The organism is Bacillus sp. SD127 (genome assembly GCF_058566445.1).
On record NZ_CP191226.1, the window covers coordinates 3226593 to 3239204 of the forward strand.

Annotated in this window: 12 protein-coding genes; 9 read left to right on the forward strand and 3 right to left on the reverse strand. The window is 44.9% G+C overall.

Annotated elements, in window-relative coordinates:
* Nucleotides 1-205: 205 nt before the first annotated feature.
* The 6 genes from ACQVGS_RS16870 to ACQVGS_RS16895 all read left to right on the forward strand — a co-directional run bounded on the left by ACQVGS_RS16870 (nt 206) and on the right by ACQVGS_RS16895 (nt 4323).
* Entirely contained in the window at nt 206-1297 is a 1092-nt protein-coding gene (locus tag ACQVGS_RS16870) for a YheC/YheD family endospore coat-associated protein (protein WP_106022389.1), read from the forward strand.
* Nucleotides 1287-2648 (forward strand): YheC/YheD family endospore coat-associated protein, encoded by a 1362-nt coding sequence (locus ACQVGS_RS16875; protein ID WP_024120760.1) that lies wholly within the window; start codon nt 1287-1289, stop codon nt 2646-2648. The genes ACQVGS_RS16870 and ACQVGS_RS16875 overlap by 11 nt, the downstream gene beginning before the upstream one ends.
* A gap of 158 nt (nt 2649-2806) precedes the next feature.
* Complete coding sequence (locus ACQVGS_RS16880; RefSeq protein ID WP_286109196.1) at nt 2807-3016, forward strand: YheE family protein; 210 nt, start codon at nt 2807-2809, stop codon at nt 3014-3016.
* A gap of 212 nt (nt 3017-3228) precedes the next feature.
* Complete coding sequence (gene sspB, locus ACQVGS_RS16885; RefSeq protein ID WP_010333571.1) at nt 3229-3432, forward strand: beta type acid-soluble spore protein SspB; 204 nt, start codon at nt 3229-3231, stop codon at nt 3430-3432.
* Nucleotides 3433-3538: 106 nt separating this feature from the next.
* Nucleotides 3539-3664 (forward strand): hypothetical protein, encoded by a 126-nt coding sequence (locus tag ACQVGS_RS16890; protein ID WP_081638264.1) that lies wholly within the window; start codon nt 3539-3541, stop codon nt 3662-3664.
* A 38-nt stretch (nt 3665-3702) separates the two neighbouring features.
* On the forward strand, nt 3703-4323 hold the full coding sequence (locus ACQVGS_RS16895) for an NAD(P)-dependent oxidoreductase (RefSeq protein ID WP_106020635.1): 621 nt from the start codon (nt 3703-3705) through the stop codon (nt 4321-4323).
* 45 nt (nt 4324-4368) lie between these two features.
* Here the strand turns inward: ACQVGS_RS16895 and bmrD are convergent, their stop codons facing one another.
* Both bmrD and bmrC read right to left on the reverse strand, forming a co-directional pair.
* Nucleotides 4369-6390: a multidrug resistance ABC transporter ATP-binding protein/permease BmrD gene (gene bmrD, locus ACQVGS_RS16900; RefSeq protein ID WP_106020636.1), complete on the reverse strand. Its 2022-nt coding sequence runs from the start codon at nt 6388-6390 to the stop codon at nt 4369-4371.
* Nucleotides 6387-8144, reverse strand: coding sequence for a multidrug ABC transporter ATP-binding protein BmrC (gene bmrC / locus ACQVGS_RS16905; protein ID WP_491830310.1), 1758 nt, complete (start codon nt 8142-8144; stop codon nt 6387-6389). The genes bmrD and bmrC overlap by 4 nt, the downstream gene beginning before the upstream one ends.
* A gap of 447 nt (nt 8145-8591) precedes the next feature.
* Between bmrC and ACQVGS_RS16910 the strand changes: the two genes are divergently transcribed.
* Together ACQVGS_RS16910 and nhaC are read left to right on the forward strand one after the other, a co-directional pair.
* Nucleotides 8592-9092, forward strand: coding sequence for a universal stress protein (locus ACQVGS_RS16910; RefSeq protein WP_188323802.1), 501 nt, complete (start codon nt 8592-8594; stop codon nt 9090-9092).
* Nucleotides 9093-9217: 125 nt separating this feature from the next.
* Nucleotides 9218-10579: a Na+/H+ antiporter NhaC gene (gene nhaC / locus ACQVGS_RS16915; protein WP_127695576.1), complete on the forward strand. Its 1362-nt coding sequence runs from the start codon at nt 9218-9220 to the stop codon at nt 10577-10579.
* A gap of 37 nt (nt 10580-10616) precedes the next feature.
* Here nhaC and dat read toward each other — a convergent pair whose 3' ends face one another.
* On the reverse strand, nt 10617-11468 hold the full coding sequence (gene dat, locus ACQVGS_RS16920) for a D-amino-acid transaminase (protein WP_286109195.1): 852 nt from the start codon (nt 11466-11468) through the stop codon (nt 10617-10619).
* 283 nt (nt 11469-11751) lie between these two features.
* Here dat and ACQVGS_RS16925 point away from each other — a divergent pair, with 283 nt between their 5' ends.
* Nucleotides 11752-12600: a polysaccharide deacetylase family protein gene (locus ACQVGS_RS16925; protein ID WP_024120750.1), complete on the forward strand. Its 849-nt coding sequence runs from the start codon at nt 11752-11754 to the stop codon at nt 12598-12600.
* The last annotated feature ends 12 nt before the right edge of the window (nt 12601-12612 follow it).

A 12612-nucleotide genomic window follows, 5' to 3' on the forward strand; every position in this document is an offset into this window, starting at 1 on the left:
TGTATTATAGAGGTTGGTGTGATCACTTAGCAAACAAGGAGACAAAACATATGGCCATAAAATCAGCTTGTTTAACAGGAATAGGGCAAGATGCTGAATCGTAATCTGTAAAGTAGACTACCGACAGCTGTGTTCCTGATGTTTTTTGAAGCGTAAAGCTGCTGACACCGGCCGGCAGCTTTTTAATAAAAGGGGGAGTCTCACCATGATAACACTCGGTTTTATGTCCTTAACCCGCCAGCACGAGCAGGATTATTCCGCAGAATTGGCTACAAGAGCGCCCGAATTCGGCATACGTTTGATCCGCTTTACACCGTTTGACATTTTGCCCGACACCCTGCGTGTCAAAGCGCTGGTTTATCATCCAGCGAGCAGCAATTGGAACGAAACAGAACTTGCGATTCCCGATTATATTTATGACCGCTGCTTTTATGGGAAGGATTCACAATCACAAAAAGCAAAGCCGATCGTTGAATGGCTCAAAAAATATCCGAAAACCGAATTTATCGGGCGGGGTCTTCCTGATAAATGGACTGTGTTTCAAGATTTGCAGGAGCATTCTGTGATCAATCCTTACATTCCAGAAACCATGAAAGTGAGCCGATTTGAACAAATCCATTCGTATTTATTGAAAGAAAAAGCCTGTATTTTAAAGCCAGCGTTCGGTGCTGGCGGCAGAGGCGTGATACTTCTGGAGCTTGGCAAGAAAAACATAACCGCCACCTACCATATCGGAAAGGATAAACAGACAAAATCCTTTTCCAACCAAGCTTCATTTAAAACTTGGTGCAAAAAAGTGCTTCAGCACCAATATTTGATGCAGCCTTATTTAAATATCCAAGATAAGGAGCAATACCCTTGTGATATCCGGCTGTTTATGCAAAAAAATGAGGACGGTGAATGGCATACCGTCGGAAAGGCAGTGAGACGCGGATACAAAAACGGGCTGCTGGCCAATTTATCAGGCGGATCGGATACGCTTACATTTGATACATGGTTTGAAAATATCCCGAAAAAACAGCAGGTAGTCTTACTGGATGACGTATTCTCGATTACCCAATCGGTTCCGTATTATCTTGATGAGCGATACGGGCCATTATTTGAACTCGGTCTGGATATATGCCTTGCGAAGGACGGGAGGATCTGGATCCTTGATATCAATTCTAAACCAGGCAGAAAATCAATACTTCATGTTTCTCCTGAGAAAAAAGAACATCTATATACTTGTCCTCTTAAGCGGTGCAAATTTCTATTTTCGCTGCAAAACCAGAAAGGAGTCCTTCCGCGTGAATCGTAAACGGTTTTTGATCGGCATAGACAAAAACAGTGAAAATACTCTGTTTCTGCCCTCCGCAATGAAGCAAGACGGCCTGTTGTCTGCCTCATTCGGAACGAAGGTTGTCAGATGCCATGTTACTTTCAGACGAAATCTCGAACAGACAGTGCTCCTCTCTGAAAATCTGTTTCACGAACTGCTGATACCGCATCGCAGCCGGGCTGATATTCTCATTCATGATCATTCGGTGCACATTGGTCCGTTAATCGGCATCTTCACCGCGGGGTTTACCGCATCACTTGAGCGCCCTTTTAAGGACCGTTCTCTCTTTTTTTCTAAACTGCTCACTTTGCATGAACAAACAGGAAGCTATTGCTTCGTGTTCGGCGCGCACCAAATCAATTGGCAGGAAGGGACGATTGAAGCGCTTCTATACAGGGAAAATGGCTGGGAGAAACACATTGTCCCGCTGCCGAACGTCGTGTATGACCGTTTGCCGAATAGAAAAATCGAGAACTCAATTGTCTTGCAGAATACAAAAAACCGGCTGATCAATGAATATCAAATCCCATGGTTCAATAAAACATTTTTCAACAAATGGGATGTTCATCAATTGCTGGAAAAAGACCCGAGAACGGCTCCTTACTTACCGAAATCAATCCTTCATCCTACTGTTGAGCGGATTGAAGAGCTGAGTGATTCATTCGGCAAGGTTTATATAAAACCGGCGGACGGAGCACTCGGCACCGGGATTTATCAGCTCGCCAAAACAAAATCCGGTTTGACTGTGAAACATACAAATGATGCCAAATCTTTTTCTTCAATCGACTATCCCGATGCTTCCGCATTTCTGGATGAATTTCAAAAACAGCATGATCCCGCTGTCTTTCTCGTTCAGCAAGGGGTAAATTTGATTGAATTTCAGGGAAAACCAGCCGATTTCCGCGTTCATACGAATAAAAACAGTAAAGGGAAATGGACTGTGACCGCCATCGCAGTAAAAATTTCAGGAGAAAACAGCATTACAACACACCTATCGAATGGCGGAAAAGTGAAAACGCTGGCCGAAGTATACGATGATCCGGCGGAACGAATACATGTCATTAAAAAGCTTTCTGCGGCGGCATTGACTGCCAGCCAAGTGCTCCATGACCATATCGAAGGGTTCATCGGCGAGATCGGTTTTGATTTTGGCATTGACCAAAATGGTAAGGTATGGATGTTTGAAGCGAATTCACGTCCGGGCCGCAGTATTTTTTCTCATCCGAGTCTGCAATCTGTCGATTCTTTGACAAAACGAAGAAGCTTTGAATATGCTTCATATCTTTCGAAGATGGCCATTACCTCCCATGAATCGCTGTGGCCATCCTAATTTGCCCGCTTTATGTAAAAGCGGGCTTGAAGTTTATTCAACGCAAGGACAAGTTCATCATAAAGCCCCTTCAATGATGTTTTGCAACAATGATACAATGAATGTAATTCGTCCGTATCCATGTCAATTGATATCAATTTCAAGGAGCGTGGCCCCTGATGATTTCTCATTTCAGCTGGAAACCTTTGTTTCAAAAACAAAAACTGCCCGGATGGACAATTTCGTTTTACTATAAAGGCATGCATTACGAGGGCATCTATCATAAAAGCGGCGAGATTGAATGGGGAGATTTGTTTCCCACCCGTGCTGATGAGCCTGCACTCAAAAACGAGATACATGAATTGATGCTTTTTCATATTTACGATTAGCTTAGCCTGAGCGGCTAAGCTTTTTTTATGCCTTCTCAAGATTTACCACTAAAATCCCCGCATGAGTTTCAGTCAAATCTAACATAATACGTAGTAACAAGCCGGCAAAGCATTGGGTTACGCCGAGACGGCAGTGACACCCGAGACGGGTCCACAGACTGGTGCAACTCCAGTTAACCCAACCATATCAAATAAAAAAGGAGATTTTACACATGGCAAACCAAAACTCTTCAAATCAATTACTAGTACCTGGCGCAGCTCAGGCTATCGACCAAATGAAACTTGAAATCGCTTCTGAATTCGGCGTTAACCTTGGAGCGGATACGACTTCCCGCGCTAACGGTTCTGTCGGAGGAGAAATCACAAAACGTTTAGTATCTTTCGCTCAGCAGAACATGGGCGGACGCGTACAATAACAATTCAATAAATGGCTGACAGAAGGCGCGGTTTCCGCGCCTTCTTTATATTTGTCACCCTTTTTTCCTACACCACATATCCTAGGAGAAAAGGGAGGGAATCAAGGTGCCATTCATCGCTATTGTGAATTGGGAGCTGGTGCAGTTCGTAAGTATATCCATGATTAATGAATATGTTTCCCATCGTTCTGTCTTTTTGTACAGGTATTCTTTCCCGCGCTGTTCAAACTGAGTACATCCTTTTATAATGAGGGGCGAGGAGGTTTTTTCATGAAAATTGCCTTATTTGGCGCAACCGGCCGTGTCGGACAAGCCTTTTTAAGATTGGCAGGCACCAATGAACAACTGGATATTTACGCTCTGATCAGATCATCGAATGATAAACTTGGCCTGCCGAAAGAACGGATCGTTATCGGGAATGCCCGCTGCCGAGAAGATGTGAAAGAAGTTATGAAGGATGCTGAGATCGTCATCAGCTGTCTCGGTACAGATGGCGACGATACGTTGTCAGCTGCCATGACACATATTCTTGCCATTATGCAGGAAAAGCATATCAAACGGCTCATAACGATCGGCACCGCGGGCATTCTTAATTCACGATTTGAACCAGGAAAATACCGATTTGAAACAAATGAATCAAAACGAAAGCTGACCCGCGCTGCCAAGGAGCATGCAAAGGTATATGAAATGCTTAGAGATTCGTCCTTAGACTGGACCATGATCTGCCCCACATATCTCCCCGACGGAGAAGCAGCAGGTGAATACCGTGCAGAGCGCAACGTCTTGCCGGCGGAAGGCAAAAAGATCACTGTCGGCGACACTGCGGCTTTTCTGTATCACGAGCTTCTTACAGGAGACTATATCGGCTGCCGGGTAGGACTGGCTTATTAATGCGTACAAAAACCCAAAACATTGAATGTCTTGGGTTTTTGAAAACTATGCAATGGAGTGCCTCTGTCCTTTTTGCAGCTCATACATTTGATAATATTGCCCTTTTAACGCCATTAGTTCCTCATGATTCCCTTTCTCAACAATTTCTCCTTTTTCAAGCACTAAAATTTGATCCGCGTTTCTGATGGTTGAAAGCCGATGTGCAATGACAAATGTCGTGCGCCCTTGTTTCACTACATCCAGTGCCTTCTGGATCAAAGCCTCTGTCTCCGTATCAATATGCGCCGTTGCTTCATCCAAAATCAAAATGGCGGGATCGTACGCCAGAGCTCTTGCAAAGGAAATGAGCTGCCGCTCTCCCGAGGATAGCGTGCTGCCTTTTTCAATGACAGGTTCGCTGATGCCTTTCGGAAGCTTTTCAAGAAGCGACTCAGCCCCAACTTGCCGCAGTGCTTCTATGATGTCTTCTTCTGAAATTCTTTCATCCTCCAGACTGACGTTAGAACCGATTGTTCCTGAAAATAAGTACGGGTCCTGCAGCACAATCCCCATATGGGATCTAAGTTCCTGCCTTGACATGCTGTAAATGCTTCTCCCATCGATGAGCACATCCCCTTTTTGCGCATCATAAAAGCGGAAGAGAATATTCAAAATCGAGCTCTTGCCTGATCCGGTATGGCCGACAAGCGCTACAGTTTCGCCTTTTTGTGCTGTAAAGGAAATGTGTTTCAAAACATTTTGTCCTTCTTGATAAGCAAATGATACGTCTCTAAATTCAACCCGCCCCAGCGCGCGCTCCTTCGCCGGTTCACCCGTTTCTTCCGTTTCCTTTTCTTCAAGCAGTTCAAAAACACGCCCGGCGGACACCCGCGCCAGTTCCAGCTTAGAAAACTGATTGACGATACCTGTAATCGGCTGGAATAAGCGGTTTAAGTAATCCACAAACGCGTACAGCACACCGATGGAAACAATTCCTGCCGCGTTTAGACTTGCGCCGCCAAAATGCCAGATCAGACAGACAAACGCAAGGTTGCGGATCACATTCACAAGATTGTGTGACATTAAGGAGTTTAAATTCAGCATCCTGTTCTGATAGTAATAATGAGATTCATTTAATTCCTCAAACTCTCTCATTGTTTCTTTTTGATGGCGAAAAGCTTGGATGATCGGCATGCCTTGAATAGACTCATTCATTTTTGCATTAATGTCACTATTGATCGAACGGATTTGATGATTGTAATAGGAAGCGTATTTCCGGTAGATAATCGACCACAGCCAGATGATCGGCACAATCGCCAAGCATAAAAACGCGAGCTTTACATCCAGCAGGAACAACGCCGTAAATATCCCGATCATATATATGCCGCTTGTCACAAACGTCGACAGCACTGTCACATATAAATCTCTGATTGCCTCGGTATCATTTGTAATTCTTGCGACTACTTTGCCCGCGGGAAGATTATCAAAATAGCGGATCGGCAGTCTCTGAATGCGGGAAAACACATCCTGTCTCATCTTTTGAATAATGCGGTTGGCACTCATCTGCAATAAATAATGCTGCCCATATTGGAAAAATACCGAGAAGACAAGCAAACCGGCATACAGAAAAACAAGAAACGTCATCCCCTTCATTTCCGGCTTATAGAACTGAAAAATCTCCTGCTTTGTCAGCTTTTCAGCAGGATACGTCCGGCTTTCATTCCCATTAGTGATCGTCAGCTTTCCGTCAGAAACCGTTCTGTTCCCGTCAAAGCTGACAGCCTGATCAACGAAATAAAACGCCATTCCCACTTGATAAATATGCGCTTCTTTCTCTTTAGCAGCCGCTCCCTGCATCCGGTCCTCCCTGACATAGGAGGTGCCGTCAAATTCAACTGCATTTTTATCTTTTTCCGAGACCTCATACCATGTTTTTTCAATGCCGAGGATGTGGTCGTCAATCATTTTTTTGCCGATAAACGGTCCGGTCAGCTCTGCCCCGACTGCAATCGCAAGTAACAGGACGGCAGTGATCAGCAATTTTTTATATAGGAGTGCGTATCTCCATAATGTTTTTCCCGTGTTCATGCCCCTGCTCCCCCTTCTTCTGCAGTGAACAGCTGCTGCCTTTCGTATTGTTCCCGATACCATCCGTTATTGGCCATCAGCTCTTGATGTGTGCCTCTCTCAGAAATCACGCCGCCGTCCATCACAAGGATGAGATCGGCATGCTCCACAGCTGATAAACGATGCGTCAGAATAAATGTCGTTTTCTCTTGGCGGTTTTTCCTGATATTGCTGATAATAGCCGCCTCCGTTTTTGCATCTACAGCGGAAAGAGAATCATCCAGGATTAAAATCTCCGGATTCGCCATCAGCGCCCTCGCGATTGAAATTCTTTGTTTTTGCCCTCCAGAGAGTGCGACGCCTTTTTCACCCACCATTGTCTCCAGACCGGCCGGAAGCATTTGCAAGTCTTTTTCAAAATGAGCTTCTGAAACAGCCTTCTTTACCTCAGCATCACTTGCGTCAAGCTTTCCGTACAAGATGTTTTCTTTTACAGACCGGGAAAACAGTAAATGATCCTGCGGCACATATCCAATCCATCCGCGGAGCCGGTCAAGAGGAATCTGCTCAATCGGCACACCTGAACATGTGATACTCCCTTCACCGGCTGGATACTGGCGCAAAAGCTGCTTAATGATCGTCGTTTTACCGCTCCCTGTTTTACCGGCAATCCCGACAGTCTGCCCTTTTCGCACGGCAAAAGAAATATCTTGAATATTCACATTTGTTGAGCTTGGGTATGTAAAGCTGACATGGCTGAAAACGATATCTCCAGGCTCTTTTAAATCAGACGGCCGCTTCGGATCTGTCACGTCCGGTTCATAAGAAAGGGTTTCATTTACCCGATCTAAGGACCCGTTGCCGCGCTGCATCACATTAATTAATTCACCGATCGCAAACATCGGCCAAATCATCATGCCCAAATAGACATTAAAGGAAACAAGCTCGCCAAGCGTCAGCTCATTACGGAAAACAAGAAACGCTCCATACCCCAGCCCAATCAGATAGCTGGCGCCGACAAGCAGCTTAACAGTCGGCTCAAACAGAGAATCGATAAAGGCTACCTTCATATTCTTCCGGTACACATCGGCCGTCATTTCATTAAAACGGCGTTCATCATTCGTTTCCTGCACATAAGCGCGAATCACTCTCACACCCGAGACCGATTCGAGCACCCTGTCATTCAGCGCTCCGAAAGAATGTTGTGCCTCTGTAAACCTTTCATGAATTTTACTTCCGTATATGCTGATCGCAACAGCCATAATGGGAAGAGGTATTATGGCTGCAAGCGTCAGCTTCCAGCTGATCAAAAACCCCATCGTCAAAAAGATCGTCATCATAAACATTGTGGAATCGACTAATGTCAAAATGCCAAAACCCGTCGTTAAACTGACAGCCTGGAGATCATTTGTCCCCCGCGCCATTAAATCTCCTGTTCTGTATTTTTCATAAAACGGCGGCGCCATTTTCAGCAAATGGCCCATCAGCTTTGAGCGGAGAATTTTTTCCATCACATTCGCTCCGCCGAACAGCTGGTGCATCCAAAAATAAGACATGATATACACCACCGCCGTCAAACCTAAAAATACGCTGACATAAAACAGCAGCCCGCCTGAGGTAAACTCCCCCGATTTCATATCATCGATGGCGTTCCCCAACAGTTTAGGCGGAAACATCTCAAGTACATTTACACATAATAAAAGCACAATCGCAATGGTATAGCGCAGCCAGTAGGCTTTAAAAAACCAGCCCAGCTTTTTCAATACTGAAAACATCCATCCCCATCTCCTTTATCTCGTCAGCCGCCTTCTATTTTTTCCTTGCAGCTCTTTTCGTTCAGGTTGTCATAACTAATCCTTGCCTCTGTATCTGTCTTCACATCCGATACACCTGTCTTTCTTAAGATTTTGTATATAAAAAAGGCATGAAGCGTCAGCTCCATGCCTTTTGTTATCGATTATGATGTACAGAGCGCTTTTCGGCGCGCGGATTAACCCAATTCAAAAAAACAGAATAAGGGTTTGCCGCGCCAATATGAAACTGTTCTGTAAGACATATCATTCCTTGGCATAGCAAACCCTCCATTCATTCTGATTTTTCACTCTTTTTTCATAATATAAACAAAACCTTTTTTTGTCAATCATTACTTGAACAGAGAAAAGATTAAATAGATATGATGTCGGGTATTGTATTGTACGACGTTTTTTGAAAGGGTGAGAATGATGTTTCATGCTGACCGTATTATTGTTGCGTTTGACGGAAGTGAAAACAGTAAGAAAGCGCTTCAGACAGCCATTGATCTTGCGAAAACGGTAAATGCAGCCATTACAGTCGCCCATTCACATGATATGAAAGACAACCAGACCATCATCGACCCGCCGAGGCCCGCAGCAGGGGCAAGCTATATTGGCGGAGGCATGACAAGTGTTCCTGACCCGCTGATATCAGATGTTGCGCCACCGGAGCCAATGATTTATGAAGACCGTACGGAAGAAGTCATCGCCGAAGCCAGAATGATGCTGAATGATCAGCAGACAGAGGGAGATATCGATATATTGGAAGGTGACCCGGCTGAATCAATTATCGAGCATGCCAACCGGGTTTCAGCCAATCTGATTGTAACCGGAAGCAGAGACCAAAACAGACTGAAGAAACTTTTGTTTGGAAGTGTAAGTGAAAAGCTTTCGGCGAAATCAGATATACCGGTTCTGATCGTAAAGTGAGCACGCCACGTGCTCGCTTTTTTATATTCATAATTGTGAAAAAACACGGATTTTCGTTTTTTTCTGATATAATGCTTTCGTGCCCAAAAGCACAAAAGCATTAAAGAAAATGATGGGGTGTTGTTTTGGATTCTCAAAAAAAGCTGACGTTTCCGTTAGCCGTCGGTTTATTTATATTAATGTTAGGAGTCATTATCTCCTGCTTATTTTTTCTTCATACAGAACCGCATATCCCGCTGTTCCTATGTGTTGTCCTGCTTTCAGCAGCCGGTTTATGGTACGGTTTTTCCTGGAACAGCCTTGAAAAAGGAATTGTAAACGGGATTAAAAACGGTGTACAGCCGATCATTGTTCTGGCACTGATCGGTATCTTAATCGGCGCTTGGATGTACAGCGGCGCCATACCGTCCGTTACAGTTTATGCTTTGTCCTTTATTGAACCGAGCCATCTTCTGTTGACTGCTTTGTTTTCCTGCATGATCATCAGCACGCTTGTCGGCTCAAGCCTGACAACTGTAAGCACAATTGGCGTGGCACTGATCGGCGTGGCGAGCGCGGCAGGCGTTCCGCTCGAATGGACGGCGGGGGCAGTCATTTGCGGAGCCTGCTTTGGTGATAAAATGTCACCGATGTCGGATACAACAAATTTTGCTGCGGGTATAGGCGAAATATCTATCTTTGAACACATTCGCCACATGATGGGCACAACCATTCCCGCCTTGCTGATCACCGTTGTCCTTTTTTACTTTCTTGGTTTATCAGTCTCAGCAGACGCTGCTTCAACAGATGATATTGCACATGTTATTGCCGGAATAAAAGATGCAGCAAACGTCACACCGTGGGCGCTTCTTTCTCCGCTCTTAGTTGTTTTGCTGGCGATTAAGCGCGTGTCCGTTATTCCCGTTCTGACTGCCGGTATTATTTCCTCGGGAATTTTGACAGCCATCTTTGTTCCCGACAGCAGCATTCAGGCTTTTATGTCAGCCCTGCAAAATGGCACCATGTTCGAAACTGACAATGAGGCTGCCGCTAAAATCATCAACAGAGGCGGACTGCAATCCATGATGGGCTCAGTTTCTCTTATTATGATCGCTTTTGCACTCGGCGGTTTAATGGAGAAAATCGGCCTGATCTCCGCACTATTGGAGGGTGTGATGAAAGGAATCCGTTCAAAGGGCAGTCTCATTGCAGCAACTGTCTGCTCCAGTATCGGTGTCAATCTTGCAACAGGCGAACAGTATTTATCTATATTAATACCGGGACAGTCATATAAATCCTTATATGACAAACAAAACATTCAGCGGAAGTTTTTATCAAGATCATTAGAGGACGGCGGAACATTGATTAATCCATTAATCCCTTGGGGCGTCAGCGGGGCTTTTATGGCAACCGCGCTTGGTGTTCCCGTCATTGACTATATCCCATTTACGTTCTTCCTCTATATATCGCCGATCATCTCGATTTTAGTTGGATTTGTAAAAAAATAAAAAGAGCGCCGCTTGCAAAGCGGGCTCTTTTTTATCATTAAAATGATACGCGGGCTGCCTGCTGAATGCTTTCTTGAAAAGCCGCCTGCAGCTGTTTTGTCACCGGTCCGGGCACTCCGCTTCCGACTGATTTTCCATCAAGCGTCACAACGGGAACAATCTCTGCCGTCGTTGAAGAAATAAAGATTTCCTCCGCCTGTCTCAGCTCTTCTTCAGTAACGGGCCTTTCATCAAACTCTATGCCGTTCTTTACGATGAGATCCAAAATCTTCATTCGTGTAATCCCATTGAGAATCATTCGGTTAGCCGGATGCGTCCGCACCGTACCGTTTAAAACGGCATAAACATTAGAAGATGTACCTTCTGTAACAATTCCGTCTCTTATTAAAATGCCTTCAAATGCTCCCGCTTCGTAGGCTTTCTGCTTTGCCATCACATTATACAGTAAATTCAGACTTTTAATATCGCATCTCAGCCAGCGAAGATCCTCATCCGTGATGGCTGAAACGCCGTATGTCTGCTCCTGTTCCGGCTTTTTAACAGAAAATGTATAGGCCGTCGTCTGCGGCTCAAGGCCCGCTTCATATTGGTGTTTTCGCGGAGCAACCCCTCTTGTGGTTTGAATGTAAACCGCTCCGTCGCTGACCGCATTTTCCTGCACAAGCTTTTGCAGGTCCCACTCTAAATCTTCTAAACTGAACGGCAGTGAAATTCCGATCTCAGCCGCGCTTCTGAATAAACGCTCCGCATGCTCGCGCAAGCCGAATAATACCCCTTTATACACCCTGATAACCTCATAGATTCCGTCTCCAAACTGATAACCGCGATCTTCCACATCAACGGATGCCTCGTTTCGCTCCACCAGTTGGCCATTGACTAAAATCTTCATATAAGCCCTCCCTTTTTCGTATTTATCCTGATGCCTAATCAAGCTGTCATTGTCACTCATTCTACCATATCAAACCAGCTGAAAAACAGAAAGATCGAAGAACTCAATAGCTGGGAAGGAGATTATTTTTTCCTTAAAATCTGACATTTCGACATTTTTTCTATGTTCTTTCCAGTTTTATTCCTGTATACTTGACTCGTAATACATAGGTTGTAAACAATGGCACCTTCAGAGCTGCCAATACAGCGGTATGTAGAGATTTTATGCCAATGGAGAGATTGTTATGCGACAAACGAGAGGAGACGCTTCTCCTTCTGCAGTTTCGCTTGCTTTTAAATTTGCAAGTTTAGCAGTTTTATGTGTGCTGCTTTTGCTTATGGTGATTTTAGGTTATTCCAACAGCTCCTCGAAAGCAAAGGAGATCACTGTCACAACAAACAGCCAGCTTCGTGATGAGAAGGAAAGCCTGAAGCTGAAAGACGACTCCCCAGGCCTGCTGATAAAACATTTGCAGACCGAGCAGAATATGGGAGACAAAACGGTTTATTTAACCTTCGATGATGGCCCGTCAGCCTCTACAAACCGCTTGCTGGACGTACTGAAAAGCGCCGATGTAAAGGCGACATTTTTTATGCTGTCACCGCGAATGAACGAATTCAAACACGCGGTTAAAAGGGCCGGAAATGAAGGGCATGCACTCGGTTTACACGGGGTCACGCATAATAACAAATTGTTTTATCAAACGCCGACATCACCGCTAAAAGAAATGCAGCAGGCGCGTGACACGCTGGAAAGCATTACAGGCTATCGCACTGATCTCGTCAGAACGCCCTACGGCAGCAAGCCGTCTCTTACAGATTCACAAATTCGCAATCTAGAAAAAGACGGTTTTGTGTACTGGGATTGGACGATTGACAGCATGGACTGGAAATACCGCAACTCAAAATACGTAGCAGAAGTATTGCAGCAGCTTGACAATATGGAACACAGCCATTCTAATCGGCCGTATGTGATTCTCATGCACGATCTTCCTGCTACAGTAAACGCACTGCCGGTGCTAATCCATAAACTGAAAGAAAAGGGCTATTCCTTCGGTGTGTTAAAGGATACAATGGTTCCGGTTCATGAATAAAAAGTGAGGCGC

Excerpts from the sequence above, each read along its gene's own strand:
- ACQVGS_RS16925 (WP_024120750.1), top strand. The coding sequence starts at position 11,752 with ATGCGACAAACGAGAGGAGACGCTTCTCCTTCTGCAGTTTCGCTTGCT.
- sspB (WP_010333571.1), top strand. The coding sequence starts at position 3,229 with ATGGCAAACCAAAACTCTTCAAATCAATTACTAGTACCTGGCGCAGCT.
- ACQVGS_RS16895 (WP_106020635.1), top strand. The coding sequence starts at position 3,703 with ATGAAAATTGCCTTATTTGGCGCAACCGGCCGTGTCGGACAAGCCTTT.
- dat (WP_286109195.1), bottom strand. The coding sequence starts at position 11,468 with ATGAAGATTTTAGTCAATGGCCAACTGGTGGAGCGAAACGAGGCATCC.
- bmrD (WP_106020636.1), bottom strand. The coding sequence starts at position 6,390 with ATGAACACGGGAAAAACATTATGGAGATACGCACTCCTATATAAAAAA.
- ACQVGS_RS16880 (WP_286109196.1), top strand. The coding sequence starts at position 2,807 with ATGATTTCTCATTTCAGCTGGAAACCTTTGTTTCAAAAACAAAAACTG.
- ACQVGS_RS16910 (WP_188323802.1), top strand. The coding sequence starts at position 8,592 with ATGTTTCATGCTGACCGTATTATTGTTGCGTTTGACGGAAGTGAAAAC.
- ACQVGS_RS16870 (WP_106022389.1), top strand. The coding sequence starts at position 206 with ATGATAACACTCGGTTTTATGTCCTTAACCCGCCAGCACGAGCAGGAT.
- bmrC (WP_491830310.1), bottom strand. The coding sequence starts at position 8,144 with ATGTTTTCAGTATTGAAAAAGCTGGGCTGGTTTTTTAAAGCCTACTGG.